This window comes from Campylobacter concisus, assembly GCF_003049705.1.
Classification (GTDB): Bacteria; Campylobacterota; Campylobacteria; order Campylobacterales; family Campylobacteraceae; genus Campylobacter_A; species Campylobacter_A concisus_AR.
Genome location: NZ_PIRF01000008.1, coordinates 68,074 through 89,714, shown reverse-complemented (window position 1 = coordinate 89,714; position 21,641 = coordinate 68,074). Strand labels below are relative to the sequence as shown.

Annotated in this window: 21 protein-coding genes; 4 read left to right on the top strand and 17 right to left on the bottom strand. The window is 36.8% G+C overall.

Annotated elements, in window-relative coordinates:
* Window positions 1-51: 51 nt before the first annotated feature.
* Genes CVT05_RS08750 through CVT05_RS08735 form a run of 4 tightly spaced genes read right to left on the bottom strand, consistent with a single transcriptional unit; the run spans window position 52 to window position 3,622 of the window.
* A complete protein-coding gene (locus CVT05_RS08750) occupies window positions 52-852 on the bottom strand; it encodes a 3'-5' exonuclease (RefSeq protein ID WP_107698504.1) in 801 nt (266 codons plus the stop codon).
* Window positions 849-1,496, bottom strand: a complete 648-nt coding sequence (gene rpe / locus CVT05_RS08745) for a ribulose-phosphate 3-epimerase (RefSeq protein WP_107698503.1) — start codon at window positions 1,494-1,496, stop codon at window positions 849-851. Before rpe ends, CVT05_RS08750 begins: the two co-directional genes overlap by 4 nt.
* Window positions 1,497-1,505: 9 nt before the next feature.
* Entirely contained in the window at window positions 1,506-2,879 is a 1,374-nt protein-coding gene (locus tag CVT05_RS08740) for a prephenate dehydrogenase (RefSeq protein WP_107698502.1), read from the bottom strand.
* Window positions 2,876-3,622 carry a hypothetical protein gene (locus CVT05_RS08735; RefSeq protein WP_107698501.1) on the bottom strand — a complete coding sequence of 249 codons (747 nt, stop codon included), beginning with the start codon at window positions 3,620-3,622 and terminating at the stop codon, window positions 2,876-2,878. Before CVT05_RS08735 ends, CVT05_RS08740 begins: the two co-directional genes overlap by 4 nt.
* 174 nt (window positions 3,623-3,796) lie before the next feature.
* Between CVT05_RS08735 and rpmB the strand changes: the two genes are divergently transcribed.
* From rpmB to CVT05_RS08720, 3 genes are all read left to right on the top strand, one after another.
* Complete coding sequence (gene rpmB / locus CVT05_RS08730; protein ID WP_021090707.1) at window positions 3,797-3,988, top strand: 50S ribosomal protein L28; 192 nt, start codon at window positions 3,797-3,799, stop codon at window positions 3,986-3,988.
* 23 nt (window positions 3,989-4,011) lie between these two features.
* Window positions 4,012-5,142, top strand: a complete 1,131-nt coding sequence (locus tag CVT05_RS08725) for a potassium channel family protein (RefSeq protein WP_107698500.1) — start codon at window positions 4,012-4,014, stop codon at window positions 5,140-5,142.
* Between the two features lie 116 nt (window positions 5,143-5,258).
* Window positions 5,259-5,459 (top strand): YdcH family protein, encoded by a 201-nt coding sequence (locus CVT05_RS08720; RefSeq protein WP_084108294.1) that lies wholly within the window; start codon window positions 5,259-5,261, stop codon window positions 5,457-5,459.
* Window positions 5,460-5,484: 25 nt separating this feature from the next.
* Here CVT05_RS08720 and epsC read toward each other — a convergent pair whose 3' ends face one another.
* The 13 genes from epsC to yajC form a co-directional block, all read right to left on the bottom strand.
* Window positions 5,485-6,036, bottom strand: a complete 552-nt coding sequence (epsC, locus tag CVT05_RS08715) for a serine O-acetyltransferase EpsC (protein WP_107698499.1) — start codon at window positions 6,034-6,036, stop codon at window positions 5,485-5,487.
* 4 nt (window positions 6,037-6,040) lie between these two features.
* Window positions 6,041-6,946, bottom strand: a complete 906-nt coding sequence (gene cysK, locus CVT05_RS08710) for a cysteine synthase A (RefSeq protein ID WP_085657533.1) — start codon at window positions 6,944-6,946, stop codon at window positions 6,041-6,043.
* A 118-nt stretch (window positions 6,947-7,064) separates the two neighbouring features.
* A complete protein-coding gene (locus tag CVT05_RS08705) occupies window positions 7,065-7,733 on the bottom strand; it encodes an endonuclease III domain-containing protein (protein ID WP_107698498.1) in 669 nt (222 codons plus the stop codon).
* A complete protein-coding gene (locus tag CVT05_RS08700) occupies window positions 7,730-8,494 on the bottom strand; it encodes an ATP-binding protein (RefSeq protein WP_107698497.1) in 765 nt (254 codons plus the stop codon). The genes CVT05_RS08705 and CVT05_RS08700 overlap by 4 nt, the downstream gene beginning before the upstream one ends.
* A complete protein-coding gene (gene mfd, locus CVT05_RS08695; protein ID WP_107698496.1) occupies window positions 8,491-11,436 on the bottom strand; it encodes a transcription-repair coupling factor in 2,946 nt (981 codons plus the stop codon). Before mfd ends, CVT05_RS08700 begins: the two co-directional genes overlap by 4 nt.
* A complete protein-coding gene (locus tag CVT05_RS08690; protein WP_107698495.1) occupies window positions 11,417-12,619 on the bottom strand; it encodes a glutamate ligase domain-containing protein in 1,203 nt (400 codons plus the stop codon). The genes mfd and CVT05_RS08690 overlap by 20 nt, the downstream gene beginning before the upstream one ends.
* Entirely contained in the window at window positions 12,616-14,190 is a 1,575-nt protein-coding gene (locus tag CVT05_RS08685; RefSeq protein WP_107698494.1) for a GGDEF domain-containing protein, read from the bottom strand. Before CVT05_RS08685 ends, CVT05_RS08690 begins: the two co-directional genes overlap by 4 nt.
* Window positions 14,171-14,710 (bottom strand): LPS assembly lipoprotein LptE, encoded by a 540-nt coding sequence (lptE, locus tag CVT05_RS08680; protein ID WP_107698493.1) that lies wholly within the window; start codon window positions 14,708-14,710, stop codon window positions 14,171-14,173. The genes CVT05_RS08685 and lptE overlap by 20 nt, the downstream gene beginning before the upstream one ends.
* Window positions 14,711-14,713: 3 nt before the next feature.
* The gene (leuS, locus tag CVT05_RS08675) at window positions 14,714-17,179 is read right to left on the bottom strand and encodes a leucine--tRNA ligase (protein WP_107698492.1); all 2,466 of its coding nucleotides are present in this window, start codon (window positions 17,177-17,179) and stop codon (window positions 14,714-14,716) included.
* 8 nt (window positions 17,180-17,187) lie between these two features.
* A complete protein-coding gene (locus CVT05_RS08670) occupies window positions 17,188-17,526 on the bottom strand; it encodes a DUF6394 family protein (RefSeq protein ID WP_021090699.1) in 339 nt (112 codons plus the stop codon).
* Between the two features lie 9 nt (window positions 17,527-17,535).
* Window positions 17,536-18,507: a protein translocase subunit SecF gene (gene secF, locus CVT05_RS08665; RefSeq protein ID WP_107698491.1), complete on the bottom strand. Its 972-nt coding sequence runs from the start codon at window positions 18,505-18,507 to the stop codon at window positions 17,536-17,538.
* 2 nt (window positions 18,508-18,509) lie between these two features.
* Window positions 18,510-20,090 carry a protein translocase subunit SecD gene (gene secD / locus CVT05_RS08660; protein ID WP_107698490.1) on the bottom strand — a complete coding sequence of 527 codons (1,581 nt, stop codon included), beginning with the start codon at window positions 20,088-20,090 and terminating at the stop codon, window positions 18,510-18,512.
* Window positions 20,090-20,362 (bottom strand): preprotein translocase subunit YajC, encoded by a 273-nt coding sequence (gene yajC / locus CVT05_RS08655; protein WP_107698517.1) that lies wholly within the window; start codon window positions 20,360-20,362, stop codon window positions 20,090-20,092. Before yajC ends, secD begins: the two co-directional genes overlap by 1 nt.
* Between yajC and CVT05_RS08650 the strand changes: the two genes are divergently transcribed.
* Window positions 20,338-21,630: an apolipoprotein N-acyltransferase gene (locus tag CVT05_RS08650; protein WP_199906749.1), complete on the top strand. Its 1,293-nt coding sequence runs from the start codon at window positions 20,338-20,340 to the stop codon at window positions 21,628-21,630. The two genes, yajC and CVT05_RS08650, sit on opposite strands and share 25 nt — an antisense overlap.
* The last annotated feature ends 11 nt before the right edge of the window (window positions 21,631-21,641 follow it).

The window sequence follows — 21,641 nt, the reverse complement described above, 5'->3', positions numbered from 1 at the left end:
AAAAAGATTAAATTTAGTAATTTTGTATTGATAGTGGATAATTTTTTATCACTAATTCGCACACAAAACCGGTTCAGGTTTTAGCTTCACGCTTGGAGCTGTTTTGCTAAAGTTTATAAGATCCTCTGTCGTTTGGATACTAAAAGGTAGGCGCGTGAGACAAACTTTAAAAATTTCAGCCGCAGCTATTGCGTCATTTAACGCTCTGTGGTGGGTGTTGTTTATGCCAAGAAGCTCTTTTAGCGAGCCAAGTCCGTATTTTTGCGAAGCGATAGTGCGGCGACTAAGATCGATGGTACAAAGCTTTCTATTTAGCAACACGCCAAGGCCGATCTCATTTAGGCTATGAGAGATAAATCCGTAGTCAAAATTTACGTTGTGCGCGATAAAGACGCTAGTTCCAAGAAAAATTTTGAACCGCTCAAGTACATTTAGCAAATTTGGCGCACCGACTAAATCGCTAGCCTTTATACCGGTTAGCTCGGTGATATTTTCAGGCACCTCATTAGCTGCCACAAAGCTTTCAAAACGCCCTATCTCAACGCCATTTTTCATTTTTATTGCACCGATCTCAATGATCTGTCCGCTCGTCGTGCCACCAGTCGTTTCGATATCAACCACGCAAAATTCCTGCTCGCTAATATCTCTAAATCTCGTGCCAAGCTCGATCTCATTCTCTTCATTTCTAGTAATATCAAGTCCAAGAGTTCGCCACATATCAAGATCGCGCACGTCAATGAGTGATGAAATTTCTTCAATATCGCTAAATCTTAAAATAAACTCATGATAGCTTAAATTTTGCCTAGCTAAAATTTCAATGCTATTTTCTAAACGCTGTTTTTTTGGTTTCAAAACTCAAGCTTTATGGCGCGAATGGCTTGTTCGTAGGAATTTGATGAGAAGATATAGTTACCAGCCACCAAGATATCAGCCCCAGCGTCTTCAAGATCAGGCGCATTTAGTCCGTTTACGCCGCCATCTACTTCGATCAGACACTTAGCGTTTTTTCGTTCTATTAGCTCTCTTAGCGCCCTTGTTTTTTCAAGCACGACTGGCATAAATTTCTGACCCCCAAAGCCAGGATTTACACTCATCAAAAGCACCATATCAACTTCATCGATAATGTGTTCGATCGCACTAACTGGCGTATGAGGATTTAGCACGATGCCAGGACTTACACCATTTTTTCTGATGTGATCGATGAGCCTTAATGGGTGCTTCTCTTCTTCGATGTGAAAGGTTAGAAATTTTGGCTTTAACGGCAAGAAAAGATCAGCAAAAAATGAGTTATTCTCAACCATCAAATGTATATCAAGTGGCTTTGTAGCTGCTTTTGCAACGGCATTTACCACGACTGGTCCAATGGTTAAATTTGGCACAAAATGCCCATCCATAACATCAACATGCACCAGATCGCACCCAGCCTCGCAAATGGCTCTTATCTCAGCTGCCAAATTTCCAAAATCAGCCGATAAAATACTAGGTGCAACGTACATTTCTTCTCCTTACTTGGTTACAAATACAAAGCCTATTTCGTCATCTTTTACGTCTAGTCTATTCATGATGCCTACACTATTGTGATCGAAAAAAACATCATCAGATAAAATTTTAGGCAAGCTAACTTTTACTTTTATGTCTTTTTGCCAAAGATGTGTCAAAAATTTATCCGTAATGATACTAAAAATTTGAGAATATCCACTTAAATAGTCATTTGAATCATTGCCTTCAGGCATAAAAATAGAGCAAATTTTATCTAACTTATCTTTTTTTACACCAAATAGCACTCTTGCGTAAATATCACCATAATACTGAACACAAATACGCAAGTAATCGCACTCATCCTCTATGTCAAGCGCACTAACTTTGGTATCAACACACAAAATTTCTTCTTCTGCTAACTGTGAGATAATTTTGCTCGCAATTTGCGTCACATAAGATGAAATTTGAGCAACGTTCTTGTTAATATCTACTGGCTCTGCATCAAAGTCTCTTTTTTTAAGATAAAAAATAGTGTCATCTTTGTAAAAGTCATTTAAATTTTTATAGATAAATATATTTGCATCTTTAAGGTACGTTATTAATTCAATAGATAAATTTGATTCGTTTATGCCACAAAGCGAAATAAATGCACCTGATCTTTTGCTAATGCTAGCAAGTTTGATTAGAAATTTTGCACCCCTTATATTTAAAGCACCAGAAATATTTACCCATAAAATAAAAAATTTATATCCGATTTTTAGCATAATATCATGAGCTGACATATCAAAATCTTCAATAAAATCTGAGTCCATAAAACTTTTTATGGCATAAATAACGACACCATCTTTTATAAAAGTATCTATCTGATTTTGTCCTAATCTCACATGATTTAGCTGTGATACTGCATAACTATATAAATTCTTTTTTTTATTAAACTCGGTCGCATCTCTAGCCTCAACCACATCAAATGAGCGATTTTTGAGATAATTAGCCAAATAGTGCTTATACTGCTCAGTTGAGTTATAAATGAAAACTTTGTCATTTGCGTTATTTAGAAATTTATTTAAAAACAAGCTTGCGATATTTTCACTTTCAAACATCGAGACATTTAAAATATTCTTAACTGTTCTCATCATCAATTCATAAAAAATTTCATTGTAATCGCAAATCGCAAATACCACGCCAAGCTTTTGCGCTTCTTCGCTTAAATTTTCAATTATTCTACCAAGCCAAATAGGACTAAAAAATGTAACATTTTTTAGTGAGAGCAGTATAGCGCTGATATCACGCGAAGAAATTTGGTTTACGTATTTTTCACTTAATTTTAATGGAATATTCTCTGCTTCCAAAAAACCAAAAGGCCTTATAATAGCCATAGAACCATTAAAAGTTAATTTCATTTTTGTAGAGCTTTTTTAATAAATATAATGGTTTGCATCTCTGGATAAACATTGATATCTAAAATTTTATCAACTCCAAAATCATAAAATTCAGGCCTGCTGGACTCATAAGAGAGCAAAATCTCAAAAAAGCAAAGCATCTCTTTATCAATCTTGCTTAATGATTGCTTGTTCATATTCATTGCTTTTAAAAAAATATCCCAAAGGCTAAAGCCATATTTTTTTTGCAAAATTTTATTATAGCTTATGTCAGAATACGAAATAACATCTGACATATAAGATGGAAATTTCGAAAATAAATTCTCACACACTATAATACAGGCTATAGAATACGGAGCAAGCGATAAATAGTTATAGTGCTTTTCTTTAAAAGAATTTAATATCTTTAGCCAATCTGATAAAATTTTAGCATTAAGCTCGATCAAATCGACGATTTTAAAATTAAATACCTTATAAATTTTTGGGGATTTTAAAAATATAAAATAAGAAAGTACTATCGCTCTAAAAGTATCAATGCCAAGCATATTTGCTATTACTACCAAATCGTTGCCATCATAAGGAATATCAAATTTTGCACGTTTAAAAATGGAGCTAAAATAAGTTTTAAAAGATGATATATTTTGTAAAGTAGCAACTGCCTCAGTTACATTACCAGCTAATAAAAAGTGCTCGATCTTTTCAAAAAGAGTTGGCATCTGTAAAACAAAATCAACATTTTTTTCGATCAACTCTTTACTAAGCATTTTGTATCACTCAAGATTTCTAAATATTTTTGCTATTTATAATTTATAGACAAAGGCGTTATTTTATCTAGATTATTAATAAAAATCAATTCTTTTAAAAAAGAATCTATTTAAGCATTACTTTTGTTTGTTTTAGATAAAATCAGCAGAAATTTTTGTTTATAAGGAAAAAAAATGTCAAAAAGATGTGCGATAACAGGCAAAGGACCGATGATAGGCAACAATGTGAGCCACGCTAACAATAAAACTAAAAGAAGATTCTTGCCAAATCTTAGAACGATTCGCGTTACACTAGAAGATGGTACTACAAGAAAGATAAAAGTTGCTGCTTCTACTCTAAGAACGATGAAGAAACAATCAAACTAAGAATATAAAATGAAGAGGAATTTATGTCTTTTCTCTCAAGACTTTTAAAATTCCTCAACTGGTCAAACCCTACAAAACCAGAAATAAGCCTAGATACTGAGCTTTACGAACAATTAAAACCTTTTAGATTTCCACTAATTTCAGTCGTATTACTGTTACTTTTTGGAACATTAGGTTATGTCTTAATAGATAATTTCTCACTAATAGATGCCTTTTACCAAGCTGGCATGACTTTTACAACAGTTGGTTTTACCGAAGTTGCTCCAATAACTCCAAAGGGCAGAATTTTTACTATCACGTTTATACTTATTGGTTTTATTATATTTACACTATCGATCGGTATTGTGGTTGAGGTTTTAAAAAGAGGCACATTAATTAGCATTTTAAAGGAACGACGCATGCTTTATAGGATCGCAAGACTAAAAAATCACTTCGTTATTTGTTATCACAATCTATACACAATCGAACTTAGTGCTCAATTTCGCGAAAATCATATACCTTTTGTAGTGGTCGATGATAGAGAAGATATCGCAGAGCTAGCTCAAATTTATAAATATCCATATTTCATAAAAGCTCAGCCACATACACAAATTGCCTTTTTAAAGACACATCTATCAAGCGCAAAAGGACTTATAACTCTTAGCTCAAATATTGCTGATAACATCGCCCTTATAGCATCTGTAAGACTTTATGAAAAAGAGATAGGTCGCAGAAAACCTTATCATATCATAACAAATGCAGAGACAGAAGACGATACGCAAAGATTAAAAAAATTAGGCGCTGACAATGTGGTAAGTCCATCTCGCTTAGTCGCGCAGCGGTTAAGTGCCATGAGCGTAAGGCCGGACATGGAAAATTTATTAGAGCAGTTTTTGTATACAAAAAATTCACCTATCGATATAGAAGAAATTCTTGTTCCTGATTACTCTTGGATAAGATTTAAAAGATTAAAAGAAACTCATCTACGAAACATAACAAATGCAGACATAGTAGGCATTAGAGATATAAATAATAATTTTGTACCAATGCCAAATGGCGATACATTAGTGGGGACAGGATCAAAGCTTTTAGTTATCGGTACCGTTGATGGAATACGTCTAACCAAGCGCGTTGTAAAAAGCAAACATAAACCTGAAGAATTCAAATACGTATAAAATAATTTTTTCTACTTGCCTTTTTTTAAAAATTTAAGCAATGACTTGGTGCTTATTTTATATCCAAGCATTTACAAAGTCTTGATAAAATTTCTCAAATTTTTATAGGAGCCGATATGTTACATGAATATACAGACCTTATAAATGAGCTAAAGAAAACCGATGCTCGTTTTGCTACTCTTTGCAAAAAACATGATGAGCTAAATAAAAAAATAGACGACAACCTAGCAAAACCATCTGAAATTGATAATTTAAAGAAAGAGAAATTAAAACTAAAAGACGAAATTTATGCTCAAATTTTAAAGCATAAAAAGTAAAAATAAATTTATCCAATCTTTGAGATTAGATAATAAACTCTGGTTCAAATTTTGTGCCGTTTACTCGGACAACCCTTGCTGGTATACCAACAACGGTTGCATTTGCAGGAACATTCTTTAGCACAACCGAGTTTGCTCCGATCTTTGCATTTTCACCAATAGTTATCGCACCTAGTATCTTTGAGCCAGCTGCGATAGTCACGCCATTTTTTACAGTCGGATGCCTTTTGCCACACTCTTTTCCAGTACCTCCAAGTGTTACTTGATGATACATCATTACATCATCACCTATCTCAGCTGTCTCACCGATAACCACACCCATACCATGATCTATGAAAAATCTCCTGCCGATCTTTGCTCCAGGATGGATCTCGATGCCTGTTAAAAATCTTGCAATTTGTGAGATGAGTCTAGCTAGAAAAAAATGCTCTTTTTTATATAAAAAATGAGAAATTTTATGAAACAAAACCGCATGAATACCAGGAGTGTTTATAAGTATTGCCAAAAAGCAACACTTATGTACAGATGGGTCTTTTTCACGAACAGTTTGAACTAGCTCCTTTAGACTCTCCCGCATATTTTTATGCTCCGTAAAGCTCTGTGCTTAAGTATCTTTCACCATTATCTGGAGCTATGAAAAGTACTTTTTTGCCAGCGCCAAGTCTTTTAGCTACTCTTTTTGCAGCCACGTAAGCAGCACCACCGCTTATACCTATCATGAGTCCATCACTTTTTGCAATTGCTCTAGCTGCGTTTAGTGCGTCATCGTTGCTTACTTTTTCTACCTCGCTAACTAAGCTCATATTCATAGTATTTGGTAAAAATCCGGCTCCAATGCCTTGAATTTTATGCGGTCCTGGGTTGCCACCACTTAAAACCGGCGATGCTTCAGGCTCTACTGCGATGATCTTAGTATCATAGCCTTTTTCTTTTAAAATTTTTGCTACACCACTTATTGTACCACCTGTGCCAACGCCAGCTACAAATGCATCAAGCTTGCTAAAATCAGCCACAATTTCAGCTGCTGTTGTTAGCTCGTGAGCTTGTGGGTTATACTTGTTTTCAAACTGGCTTAGCATTACGTGATTTGGCTGAGCTGCTAGCTCTGTAGCTCTTGCGATCGCTGCTTTCATACCACCAGACGCTGGAGTAAGCTCAAGTTGTGCGCCATAAGCAGCTACTATTTTGCGTCTTTCGATACTCATGCTCTCTGGCATGCAAAGTATCACTTTAAAGCCAAGTGCAGCACCGCACATCGCTACACCAATGCCAGTATTTCCGCTCGTTGGCTCAACGATAGTATCACCATGTTTTAGCGTACCGTCAGCTAGCATCTTAGTTATCATATTAAATGCAATCCTATCTTTTACAGAGCCACCTGGGTTAAAAAACTCTAGTTTTACGTAAATTTCGGCTTCATCAGCACCTGTTTTTATCTTTACAATAGGTGTATTACCAATCGTTTTAACGATGTTATCGTAAATCATCACTCCTCCTAAACTAAATAAGATAAATTTTGTGTAAATTTAGCACAGAATTTTAAAATAGACTATAAAAAGCCCCGATATTTGGCAAATTTATAAATAGTTGTTACATATTAGTAGTTTAATTTTTAATGCTGCTTAATATTTTTTGACCATTTTGGCTTAAGATTTTACCTTTGAAATTTTCCTTGCAAAACTCCAAAATAAGAGCGTGATAGAGTTTTAAAATTTCAATCTCATCAAATTTCTCGCTATCAAGAATTTTATAAATTTCATCATAATCAAGCGAGCTAAACCACTCAGCCGCCTCATCGTAGCTCTCAAAAATATAGTCAAAATATGCCATTATCCTAAGCGCATAAGCATCAACAACCATATATGGCTTACCGCAAGCATAAGCAAGTATTGCATCACAAGTCTCGGCTCCAACACCTTTTACGCTTATGAGCCACTCACGACTTACATTTTCTTTGAAATTTTCAAAGTCGTCAAACTCGTTTCTTATGGCTTGGCAAAGCGTCTTTAGCCGTTTAGCCTTTGTGTTATAAAAGCCACTTGGCTTTATAAGCGTAGCAAGCTCGCTGTTTTCAAGCTCGCAAATGCCTTGTAGGCTATCTTTGTTTGCTTTTTTTAGATTATCTAGCGCTTTTTCTACGTTTTTCCAGTTGGTATTTTGCACTAAAATAGCACCTAAAATGACCCCAAAAGTACCCTCATCTGGCCATTTTAACTCGTCTAAATTTTTGTTTTTGTGATTAAACAAGGTTAAAAATAGATCGGTTGAAGTCATTTTAAATTTTCTTTAAAAGTAAGATAAAACTGCTTTGCTGTTCTGCCACTTCTGCTGGCTCTGAGTGTTGCGAAATTTTTAGCAAGTGTGTGAAGCTCGTCTTTATTGCCTTTATAGTCTTTAAAGTAAAAATCAACCATTTTTAGGTACTCATCGTAGTTGCCTTGATAAAAGCTGATCCAAAGGCCAAAGCGATCTGAAAGAGAAATTTTCTCCTGAGTTGCGTCGCTGTAATGTATCTCTCCGTCCATTAACTGCGAGTTTTCATTTTCGCTTTTAAACTCGCTTATTAGGTGGCGACGATTTGACGTAGCGTATAAAAGTACGTTTTTAGGTGGCTTTTGGATAGAGCCGTCCATTATAGGTTTTAGGAATTTATACTCATTACTGCCATTTTCAAAGCTTAGATCATCGCAAAAAATGATAAATTTAAACTCACTTTTTCTAATCTCGTCGATGATGTCGCCAAGGTATTTTAGATCTTCGCAGCCAAGCTCGATTATGCGAAGTCCGGTTTTATAAAATTTAGTAAAAACAGCCCTTACGAGACTTGACTTGCCACATCCTCTCTCACCCCAAAGAAGCACGTGATTTGCATCCTTACCTTCTATAAAATTTAGAGTATTTTTTAGTAAAATTTCTTTTTGTTTTTCCAGCCCATAAAGTGAGTCAATATCTACAAAATCAATATCATCAACTGGTTTTAGCATGCCTTTTGTGCTTCTATATATCGCTGCATACTTCACGCCCCAATCTATCACTTCTTATCCTTTCTTAGATAGACCAAAATTTCAGCCAAAACATCGTCATCGTCCTTGCTACGTGACTTTAGCCTGATCTTCTCGTCATCATTTTTTGTTATTAGTATATTTTGTTCGCTGTTTGAGATCGTCTTTATGCCAGCTTTTAGAGCTAAAATTTTGATGATGATAAGGTCTAAAAACTGCTTTGTAAATGTATCTATCTTGCCAAATCTATCTTCAAGCTCGCTTTGTATCTCATAGACTTCACTCACCTCTTTACACTTGCTAAGACGCCTGTAAATTTCAAGCCTTAGCCTATCTTCTCTTATAAATTCTTGATTTAAAAAGGCACTCACACTAAGCTTTAGATCGATCTTGTCAAGCTTTGCGGAGTCTTGATTAAGAAGCTTGTTTATCTCATCTTCTAGCATCTTTAGATATAGCGAGTAGCCGATAGCCTCGATGTGGCCACTTTGCGCTTCACCGATGATGTTACCACCACCTCTTATTTCAAGGTCGTGATAGGCAAGCACTGAGCCAGCGCCCAAAAATGAGTTGCCCTCGAGTGCCACAAGTCGTTTTAGTGCGTCTTTACTAATAGCATCTTTATCTTCCACCAAAAAGTAGCAGTAGGCCTGCTTGTCGCTTCTACCCACGCGTCCGCGCAGCTGGTGCAGGTCAGCCATTCCAAATTTATTGGCATTTTCTACGATTATGGTGTTTGCATTTGGCAAGTGGATGCCACTTTCAACGATGCTGGTGCAAAGTAATAAGTCATATTCGCCTCGCTCAAATTTCATCATCTCATCTTCAGTAACTTTCGCATTTACCTTTGAGTGAAGTATCAAAATCCTAAGCTTTGGCAAAATTTTTCTTAGATCATTTGCTGTTTGCTCTATGTCTGCGATGTGGTTGTGAATGTAAAAAGTCTGTCCACCACGTCTTAGCTCACGCATGATCGCCTCTTTGACGACCTTTTCATCCCACTCTTTCACACTTGTTCTCACATCAAGCCTTGAGCTTGGCGGAGTGGCTAAAATACTATATGTTTTTATCTTGCTAAGCGCCATATTTAGGCTTCTTGGTATAGGAGTGGCGCTCATACTTAAGATGTGTGAGTGCTGAGAAATTTCTTTTAGCTGCTCTTTTTGCTTAACGCCAAATTTATGCTCCTCATCAACCACTATAAGCCCTAAATTTTCAGCCTTTACACCAAGAAGTGCATGCGTACCCACGCAAACTATGGGCTCATTTTCTTTTAGCGCTTTTTGCAGGCTTGATTTTTCTTTAGCGCTTGAGAAGCGATCCAGCCTAAAGACCTTTATGCCAAATTTGCTAAATCTTTGGCTTAGTGTCTTGTAGTGCTGCGAGCTAAGAAGTGTCGTTGGCACAAAGAAAAATGCACTAAAGCCTGATTTTATGCAGGTAAATATAGCATTCATCGCAACTTCAGTCTTACCAAAGCCAACATCTCCGCTAAGCAGCCTATCCATGACCTTTCCGCTTTTTAGCTCATCCCTTATATCATTTACCGCTTTTTGCTGATCACTCGTATATGAAAAGCCAGCGTCTTGAACAAAATTTAGATAAGAGATGTCTTCTTTTTGCAAAATTTTACCAGCCACGAGCTCTCTTTTTGCCGCCATTGCTACGATCTTTGAAGCGATCGCAAAGAGTTTTTCTCTAACCTTTTCTTTTATCTTGGCAAAATTTGCCTTGCCGAGGCGATCAAGCACCGCCATAGAGCCATTTTGTGCGATGTAGCGATCGATTAGATTTAGATGCTCTACTGGCAAAAGAAGCTTGTCGTCATTTTGATAAGCAATGACCACAAATTCCTTCGTAGCACCCAAAACCTTGATCTTTTCTAGACCTAAAAATTTGCCTATACCATAGTCTTCATGCACGACGTAGTCATTTACTTTTAGCTCGTCTACCACGAGACTTGAGCGTTTAACTCGCCTTTTTTTCTCAAATTTATTTAGAGAAACGACTATCTTATCACTTGAGGTTATATTTACCACAAGAGGTGAAATTTCAAGCTTTACATTTGTAAAGACATCAAGCTCATAGCCTTTAAAAAGCCCCTCATTTCTTGAAAGAACGATTATATTTTTGCTTTTATTTAGCTCAAAAAAGTCAAAATTTAAAGTGACCTCTAGGTCTTTATAAAACTTTGGCTCAGGCAAAATTTCAATGCCCCTAAATTTCTCCTCAGACACATCATAAATTCCAAAATCGATCTTTTTAACAAGCTTTGAGTCAAAACATTTCAAATAGTCACTAAAGCTATCGATCGCCCAAAATCCAAGCGAATTTAGGTCGCTTACCAAGGCATCGCTTTGCATATCCTCGATCTTTTGGCTGACCTTTTCAAACTCATCTTTACTTAAATTTGCGATAAAAGGAACGATCTCGGCCTCGCCTAGCTCGGTCTTATTGCTAATTTGCGTGGCAGTGTTGTAGTTTCTTATACTCTCAACCTCATCACCAAAAAGCAAAATCCTAACAGGATCATCCATATTTACGCCATAAATGTCGATCACTTCGCCGCGAATGCTAAACTCGCCAACGCTCTCAACGATATCAACGCACTCGTAGCCAAATCGTATGAGCAAGTCGGCAAATTCGTTTAAATTTAGATTATCTTTTAGCTTGATTGTTGAGCTTTCTAGGTTTTTTTGCGTTGGAAGTGGGTTTAAAAGCGTGCTAAATGGGCTTATGATGATCTTTTTGCCATCAAATTTATAGTATTTGCTAAGAACGGATGAAATTTCAAAGAGCTCTTCGTTAAAGCTTCTTAGATCATCGCCCTTTTTAGCTCTAAAATCAGGTAATTTAAAAGCGTTAAAGCCAGCAAAACTGGCCGCATCCGCACAAAGAGCTGCCTCCTTATCATCTTCACAGATGAGAATTTGTGGGGCGTGTGTTAAAAGATACTCATAGACCTTTGCTTGCATAGTACTCTTTTAAAAAGGCTTCGGCTAGATGAAATGAGCCAAAAGCTAGATAAATTTTGCCGTTTCTAGCCTCTTTTACGTCGTTCATATCGCTTAGTTCAAAGTCTTTATATGAAATTTCTAGCTCATTTAATGCCTTGCTTATAAGTTCTCCACCAAGCTCTCTACCCTCACAGTGATAGTGATATAGTAGCACGTCATCAATAACCGGCTTAAGTGCTGCTAAAACTGCCTTGAAATCTTTATCCAAGAACGAATTATAGACTAAAGTAAGCTTCTTACTGGCAAACTCATCTTGGCTAAATTTCTTAGCAATAGCCTTTGCTCCAAGCTCGTTGTGACCAACATCTACGTATAAATTTGAGGCGATCTTTTCACATCTGCCTCGAAGCGTAAGAGCACCAAGCTTTTTTATGTCTATGCTTTTATCTAAAATTTTAGCAGAGGCGTAGGCTAGAGTTAAATTTGAGCGTAAAAATTCCGGCAAGTTATATTTGTGAGCGTATCTTGCTATCTCATCTAAATTTTCAGCAGTTAAGATTTCTCTTGGAAAGCTTAAAGCTGCCTTTTTCTCGCTTGAAATTTCTTTTACTATAACGATACTTGTCTCGTTCATTTCGTCATTTAAAATAGCTCTTGTGCCCATAGCCTCAAACTTCGTGCGTGAAATTTCTTCTAAACTATTTCCAAGAACTGCCGTGTGATCGAGCCCGATAGGCGTAAAAATGCTTAACTCTTTTTCAAAAACATTTGTCGCATCAAGCACACCACCCATACCAGCTTCGCAGACAAAGTAGTCGCAACCCTCAAAAAGCACAGCTGAAAGCAATGTCATATACTCAAAATAGCTCGTTTTTATCTTGTACTCGTCGCTTAAAAGAGCCTGCAAACGCTCATGAGCTGCTTCTAAAATTTCATCGCTAGCGACCTCACCATTTAGCCAAAATCGCTCATTAAATTTAAATATATGTGGGCTCGTGTAGTGCCCTACTTTTGCACCATTTTGACTTAAAATTTGTGCCAAAAAGCGTCCAGTACTTCCTTTACCATTTGTGCCTATTATGTGAATAATCTTAAATGGCTTTATATGTTCTTTTATAGTCGCATACGCTCTAATGATCCTGCCGTAGTCAATCTCTTTATAGTAAAGTGGTTTGCCATCAAGAAATTTAGCTAGACTCATTTTTCCTCGATTATCTTTGGCATTACTTGATTTCTACCATTTTCTTTTGAGAGATAAAGCATCTTATCAGCAGCTTCAAGCGTCATCGTCTCACTTAAATTTGCACTTCTTGTCGCTATGCCGGAGCTTATAGTAACCTTGATACGCTCATTTTTATAGATAAATTTAAAATTTTCTATCATACTTCTTAGCTTATCTCCAAATTTAACACTATCTTTTAAGCCAGTGCTTGGAAGCAAGATTACAAATTCTTCACCGCCATATCTACCAACAAAATCAACCTTTCTAGCATTTTTCTTAAGTACTTGAGCTACTGCCGAGAGTATAACATCTCCAGCCTCATGACCGTAAGTATCGTTTATCTTTTTAAAATAATCAATATCAACAAAGCAGATAGAATAATCGGTACCATAGCGTTTATATGCTTCTTCGATGCGTTGAATCTCATTCATCAAAGCACGTTTGGTAGATACTTTTGTCAAAAAGTCTTCTTTGTTCTCAAGCCTAGCTTCCTCAAGCTCTTTTTCAAGACTGATCACTCTATTTTGAAGCTCTGAAATAGTAACTTGCCTATTGTGCATCTCTATGCCAAGCTCTTTACTCTCGATCTCCAAAGCGCTAGCGATCTCAATAAGCATACTTCTTACTTGATCGATACTATTTGTGTTTAAATTTACATTTTTAAGATCATTTTTTATACTTTTTACTTTATCTGAACTACTTTGTGAACTAGCTGCAATATCAGAAATTCTCTCGCTTATATTTTGTAAGATATTATTTAGCGAACCAACTTTTTCTATGATCTCTGTTCTATCTTCTTCTATTCTGCGATCAACAAATGCCTTTACCTTTTCTTGAAATTCTTTGCTATTTAAGGTTTTAGGATTTTGCTTCAAAGTACTTCTTATCGTGCTAAGCTCTTCATCAAGATCCTTTGTAATAGAAGGCTCAAGAGTAAGGCTTAAAAGCTGAATCAAAACATCCTCTTCGCCATCTTCATCTTTTTGTGTAAGAAATTTCTCAAGTTCAGAACTCATTGTCTTTAAATCATCAAAATTTCTAACACCATAATATTTCAAAAATTCTAAAAATTCAGTATCGTAAGAGCTAACAAAGTCAAACCATCTAAGGCACATTTCTTCAAGATTTTTCTCATCATATCTTCTAGCGAGCAGTTGCATACTTTGCTCTGCTAAGCTTTTTGCATCTTTATTGTGAAGCATTGAGATAGCTTGGAGAATTCTTCTAGCAAATGCATTTAGTGATTGTAGTTTTTTATCATCAGCCATAAGGCTTGCTCCTTGTTGAGCACCTCTAGAGAGCCTGGCGGTCATAAAAGCAACAAACTCATCGACCGTCTTTATATGAAGGCTTAAGGCTTGATTTTTATATTCATCACCAAGCCTTGAGATATATTTTTCTATCTTTTTACTCTCTTCTGTTGTAAAGCCATGTTTTTTAGAAATTTCATTATAGACTTCAGTGTAATTCTCTGGCGTTAGCATCAAATGGCGATCTTTGATCTCATTTAAGGCTTCCTTGACTATTTGACTAACGGTTACTGCTGCCATTTCTATATCCTTTTACCGCTAAACTTGCGATATACTCATCAAAGGCCTCTTTTGATGCCTCTTTGATAGCTTCGTATTTTTGAGTATCACTAAGAATGCTATCAGCAAATCTTACATCTTTTTGACGTCTTACGACACTAAAGTCATACTCGCCAGTGGCTGGAATATCAACCACGCTACCATCTTTAAATTTAGTCTTATAATTTAAGCTTAAATGTGCTTTATATGACGTAATGTAACCAAACTCATCATAAATGATCGCTTCGTAATTTAAATCTTTTACCGAAATAATTATCGAAGTATCAGCACTCTCTTTACTTGATAAATCTTTATTTAGCCTTGCGACCATGCCCTCTTTTACAGCATCCTTTATCCAAACACTATTTTTTGGCTCTTCTTTGCTGATAATCACATCAACATAAATTTTATCGCCAACTAGATCATGTGTGATCTTTGAAACCGGCTTATAACCACACCCGCAGATAAATATCGCAATAAAAAACGCTAAAAAATATCTCAAAATTTATCCTTTAATGACAAAATTTACTAATTTGCCTTTTATATAAATCTCTTTTAAAATTTCTTTTCCTTCAAGCCATTTAGCCACATTTTGCTTAGCTAGCTTTAAAATTTCACCCTCACTCTCGCTTGCTGCTACTTCAAACTCGGCTCTTTTTTTACCATTTACTGTAACTGCAAGAGCGATGCTATCTTTTACAAAAACCTCTTCTTTTACGGCTATCTTTGTGAAATTTTTTCTACCAAAAAGCTCTTCACTAAGCTCATTTGCGATATGCGGCACAATAGGCTCTAGTAAATTTAAGATGATGAAAAAGCCCTCAGCATTTACATCTTCGTTATCCTGCGCATTTATGGCATTTAGTGCCTCCATGCAAGCAGCAATCAATGTATTAAAAGCAAATGTGTCGCCAAAAACCTCAGTTGATTTTTTAAGCGCTTCATAAATTTTTAGTCTTGCAAATTTCTCATCTTTGTTTAGGCTTTCGTGATCTATCTTAGGCAATTTATCTATCTTTTTGATAGTCTGAGCTTTTTCCCAAAGTCTATTCAAAAACCTAAATGCACCTTCAACTGCGCTGTCATTCCACTCAAGCTCTTTTTGAGGAGGCGCTGCAAAAAGGATAAACAGCCTTGCCGTATCAGCACCATATTTATTGATAATATCGTCAGGATCTACGACGTTGCCCTTACTTTTGCTCATCTTTTTGCCATCTTTTAAGACCATACCTTGAGTTAGTAAATTTTCAAACGGCTCATCATCTCTTAGATAGCCTAGATCTCTTAAGACCTTTTGGAAAAATCTAGCGTATAAAAGGTGCAAGATCGCATGCTCGATGCCTCCGATATACTGATTTACATTCATCCAGTAATTCACGCTCTTTTCGTCAAGTGCTTTTTGCTCCCAAGTCTTCTCATTACTTGCAAATCTAGCAAAATACCAGCTACTCTCCACAAACGTATCCATCGTATCAGTCTCTCTGATCGCATCTTGTCCGCATTTTGGACACTTTGTAAATTTCCAAGCCGGATGTTTATCTAAAGGATTGCCCTCGCCTGTGATCTCGACATCTTCAGGTAGCGCGATAGGTAAATTTTCCTCTTTTTCAGGCACTACGCCGCAGCATTTGCAGTGCACTACTGGTATTGGCGCACCCCAGTATCTTTGGCGAGAAATTCCCCAGTCTCTTAGTTTATAGTTTGTGATCCTTTTGCCTAAACCATCTTTTTCAAATTTTTCTATTATGAAATTTTTAGCTTCTTCTGAAGCAAGTCCATTTATAAGCTCAGAATTTATAGAAATTCCGTACTCAGAGTATGCTTTTGAGCTATCGCTCTCACCCTCAAGCGGCTTTACGACTGGCTTTATAGGAAGATTAAATTTACTTGCAAACTCGAAGTCCCTTTGATCATGCGCAGGAACAGCCATAATAGCGCCACTGCCGTAGTCAGCTAGGATGAAATTTGCAACCCAAACTGGGATCTTTTCATTTGTGAGTGGATGAACAACGTAAATTCCTAAAAATTCTCCGTCTTTTTCGCTCGCTTGACGCTCTCTTGGGCTTTGATTTAGGATTGCTTTTATCTTTGCCTTTTTGCTTTCATCAATTTTATCACTCTCAAGCAACGCTTTTACGATAGGATGCTCAGGTGCAAGAGCTGTGTAACTAACGCCGTAAATCGTATCAGCTCTTGTAGTAAATACCTCAAAGCCATCAAATTTACCACCTAAAGCCTCTTTTGAAGCCTCATCAAGATAAAATTTAAACTCTAGGCCGTAGCTTCTGCCGATCCAGTTTTCTTGCATTGTGATTACTTGATTTGGCCATTTGCCTTCAAGAAGTTTCAGATCATCAAGTAGCTCACTAGCATATTTTGTGATGTTAAAGTAATATCCTGGAAGCTCTTTTTGTACAACATCATTACCACATCTCCAGCATTTGCCATCCTCCACCTGCTCATTTGCAAGCACGGTTTGATCGTATTCGCACCAATTTATAATTGCATTTTTTCTATAAACAAGCCCTTTTTCAAACATCTTTATAAAAAAGCTTTGCTCCCACTTAGTGTAAAGAGGATCAGATGTGGCTAAAATTCTCTTTTTAGAAAATGAAAAGCCAAGACTTGCAAGCTCTTTTTTCATATAGTCGATGTTTTCATAAGTCCAAATTTTAGGGTGAATTTTATGTTTTATGGCTGCATTTTCAGCTGGCATGCCAAAGCTATCAAAGCCAATAGGATGAAGCACGTTATATCCGCTTTTTCTATATGACCTAGCCAGCGCATCGCCGATAGAGTAGTTTCTTACATGCCCCATATGTATGCGTCCGCTTGGATATGGAAACATACTTAGGATATATTTTTTCGGCAAGCTTAGATCGTCTTTTGGTTCAAATTCTTCATTTTTATCCCAAATTTCTTGCCATTTTTTTTCTATCTTCAAAGGCTCATATTTTCTCTTTTCAGCCATTTTTTCTCCTAAAATTCTTCTTGAGCTTTACTTGATTCTATTAAAACCAAGGCTAGTGAAAATATATTTGCAATGACTGCGCCAATAGCCAACGAATAGCTAAGTGTTATATTTTCAGAGACTTGCAAAATAACAAAAGCTGGTATAAGGTGTAAATCAGCAACCAGCGAGCTTGCAAAAAGCTCAGCTGAGAGTAAATTTTTAACACCGATCTTAAGTAGCGTTGAAACTAAATTTATACTAGCCGCCACAAAAAGGGCGATCTCGTTTTTATCATATAAAAATTCTGCTGTAGTCGTAAGACTCATTAACGCAAAAAATATGTAGATAACTTTTCCCCAGTTCATTATCCCTCCTTACACAACACCTTTCTCAAACATAGCACGCTCTTTTTCGCGCTCTTTTTTTATCTTTTGCTTTTCAGTCTCTCTACTTCTAAAATACTCGATGCTAAATTTGAACCAGATAAGAAACGGCGAAGAGATGTAGATCGAGCTGATCGTTCCTATAATAATACCAACGATAAGAATAAATGAAAATCCATGTATCATATCTCCACCAAATAAAAATAGCACAAGAACCGTCATCATCGTAGTTGCAGAAGTTAGAATAGTCCTTGAAAGCGTAGCAGACACTGACTCATTTATAACGCCCTCAATATCAGTCCTCTTGCTCTCTTTAATACCCTCCCTGATCCTATCAAAAATGATGATAGTATCATTTAGCGAGTAGCCAAGCACTGTTAAAACGGCAGCCAAAGTATCTAAATTTACATCAATATTAAATAGCGAAATAGCACCGACAGTTATAACTATATCGTGAATTTCAGTTGCGATCGCAGCAAGCGCAAAACGCCACTCAAACCTAAATGTGATGTAGATTAATATGCCAATTAGTGAAATTCCAAGAGCCATCAAGCCTTTTTCTCTAAGCTCGTCACCAACCTTTGGTCCAACGATATCAACACGTCTTACTTCAAAATTTCCAGTATCTTTTAAAATTTGCTTTATCTCAGTGCCGATGTCACCAGTTAAATTTGAGCTTGAACCTGAAAATCTAATAACAGCCTCATCTTCGCTTCCAAACTCAGTAACAGAGGCGTTTTTAAGCACTTCATTTGTGCCAAAAGCATCACGAATTTTATCAAGTGGCGCTTTGGTGTCGTATTTTAGCTGTATAAGCGTACCACCAGAGAAGTCGATGCCGTAGTTTAAACCCTTTGTTGCAAGCAAAAAGATCGAACCAACAAATAAAAATATAGAAAGTGCGAGTGACACAAATCTAAACCGCATAAAATCATAAACTTTTGCCTTAGTAAAAATTTGCATCCCTAGCTCCTTTTATAACCAAACCAAAGTCTGGTATTTCCGCTTTTTTCTATCTTATCCATGACTGCATCAAACATGCCATGTGTGCCTAAAATGGCCGTTAGCATAGAAGCCATGATACCTATCGCCATTGTCACAGCAAATCCTTTAACTGGGCCAGTACCATAAGCATAAAGCACAGCAACTGTGATGATGGTAGTTAAGTTTGAATCGATGATCGCACTCATAGCGTGCTCATAGCCCTTTTGCACGGCCGTTCTTATCGCCACGCCTTCACGCAAAAGCTCACGTATACGCTCATTTATGATGACGTTTGCATCAACTGCCATACCAATCGTTAGCACGATACCAGCCATACCAGGTAAGGTAAGCGTCGCTCCAAAAAGCGCCATGACAGCAACTAATATAACAACGTCTGCAACTAGCGCGATATTTGCAAAAATTCCAGAAATTCCATAATAAACTAGCATAAATAGCACGACTAAAATAGATCCAGCAGCAAGTGCTACCATGCTTTGGTTGATGCTCTCTTGTCCTAAAGATGGACCGACACTTCTTTTTTCTAGCATCTTAACAGGTGCTAAAAGTGCGCCACTTCTAAGCGCGATCGCTACGTCGTGAGCTTCATCAAGTGTAAAGCCACCGCTGATCTGGCCGCTGCCGCCACCTATTCTTTCATTTATAACTGGAGCTGAATAGACCTTGCCATCAAGCACGATAGCAAGCCTTTTGCCCACATTTGCGCCAGTAAAATCGCCAAAAATTCTAGCACCTTCTGAATTTAGTGTGAAATTTATGATCGGTAGGTTATTTTGCTGAGAAAATGCAACCTTTGCGTCAGTTAGCATCGAGCCATCAAGCACAGGGATATTTTTAACGACATATTTTACGCGGTCATTTTTGGCATCTTTAAAGATCACGTCACCATAGCTTTCAGCCTCGGCCTCGCTCATGGTATTAGCCTGATCTTGTCTTTTGTCATCAACTGCCATAAGCTGCAAGTGAGCAGCCTTTGCGATAAGATCTCTTGCTCTTTGTTCATCCTCTTCAGTCTTTATGCCAGGAAGCTCAACTAGGATATTATCTTTGCCTTGTCTGGCAACAGTTGGCTCAGCTAGACCAAACTGATCGAGTCTGTTTCTAATAGTTTCAACAGCTTGCGAGATCGCATACTCGATCGTATCCGTTCTTTCTTGTTCTGTTAAAGATATGCTGTAATTTAAACCATCTTTTTTGATATCAAGCCCCTTTATCTCAGCTAGTGCTTTATCTACTTTTGGAGCTTCGTCGCCATCAAGAAGAGTAAAGTCAATGTTCTCTTCTTTAATCTTAAATTTATCAATTAACACATCTTCTTTTTTAGCATAATAATTTATACTTCCAGCTATTGATTTTATTTTTGAGTGAATAGCTTCGCTCGTTTCAACACCAAGTAGCATATGAAGGCCGCCTTGAAGATCAAGGCCAAGTGAAATTTTAGCTCCACTTTGTGTTTGAAAAAAAGATGGCACCGAAAAGCCAAAACCAAAAATCAAGGCTAATATTAAGATAACTAGCCTATATGTGACTCTTGCGTTACGCATTATTTATCTTCGATCTTTTTAGCTATAAACTCGCGTGCTATACGAACGATTACATCATCGTTAAGTTTAACTTTGATAAAATCATTTTCGGCTTTAATCACTTCGCAGATAAGTCCGCCATTAGTTATTATCTTATCACCTTTATCAAGAGCTGCGAGCATTGCTGCATGGGCTTTTTGTTGTTTTTGTTGAGGTCTAATAACCAAAAAGTAAAATATGGCGAAAAGCACAACAAGAGGTAGTAATGATGTTAAAAAATCAGCGTTTTGCATGGTTTTCCTTATTTGTAAGATTTTTAAATGGGCATTTTAGCACTAAAATTATAATAAAAGCCTTTGTCGGTGCTTTTTTGCTTTCCAACTTTATTTTTTTAAGCCTCTTCGAGAATTTGCTCTTAAATTTTATCTCGCCATTTTTAACTTTAACTGGAATTTGCATTATCATAAATTTAAGCAGAGCTGGTTTTTTCGTGGTTGGATTTTTCACAGGAATTTTATGGTTTTATTGGATCAGCTTTAGTTTTATCTACTATGAGCTTGTTTGGCTTATACCATTTGTCATTCTCTTTGTAGCATTTGTTTACGGATTTATGTTTTGGGTAGCCTCTTTTCCCAGTTTTGTCGTGCTAAGAGCTGTTTTACTATTTTTAGTAAGCTACGTTCATCCATTTGGCTTTAACTGGTTTAATCTCGAAGCAACACTTGTTTTAGGCGCTTTTGAGCCAAGCACAAGAGGGCTTATATTTATATTTCTTGCGGCTATTTCTTTGAGTTTAAAAGGCAAAATTTTAAAATTTATCCTAGCTTTTATCTGCCTAGTAGCCGCTTTACAGTTTAAAGGTAGCGAGGCAAAGACTCTACCATTTGACGTGGAGCTAATAAACACCGATATCGCTCAAAGAGTGCGCTGGGATAAAAGCTTACGCATGAAATTTACAAATGACAATTTAGACTTAATAAATAACGCCATAGCCGAGCAAAAACGCCTTATCGTCCTTCCGGAGAGCGCGTTTCCATTATTTATGACAAATGAGCCGCTGCTCGTTGATGAGCTAAAAGAGCTTTCAAAAAAGATAACCATCGTAGCTGGTGCGCTTGCCTATGAAAATAAGCAAATTTATAACTCCGCCTTTTTATTTCAAGATGGCGATCTAAGGCGAATGGATAAGAAATTTTTAGTGCCATTTGGCGAAGAAATTCCTTTGCCAAAATTTATGCAAGATGCAGTAAATAAGCTATTTTTTGGCGGAGCTAGTGACTTTAAAAAGGCTGAAAATTTTAGCGACTATGGGATAGACGGAGTTAAAATTAGAAATGCTATCTGCTATGAAGCGACAAGAGAGGAGCTTTATAGGGGCGAATTTGACGTGGTTGTAGCTATCACAAACAATGGCTGGTTTGTGCCAAGTAGCGAACCTGTGCTTCAAAGGCTGCTTATAAAACACCTTGCCACAAAATACAATAAAGCAGTCTATCACAGCGTAAATGGCTCAAAAAGTGAGATCATAAAGCCTAAAAAAGCGTTTTGGAATGAGTTTTAAAGAGAAATTTA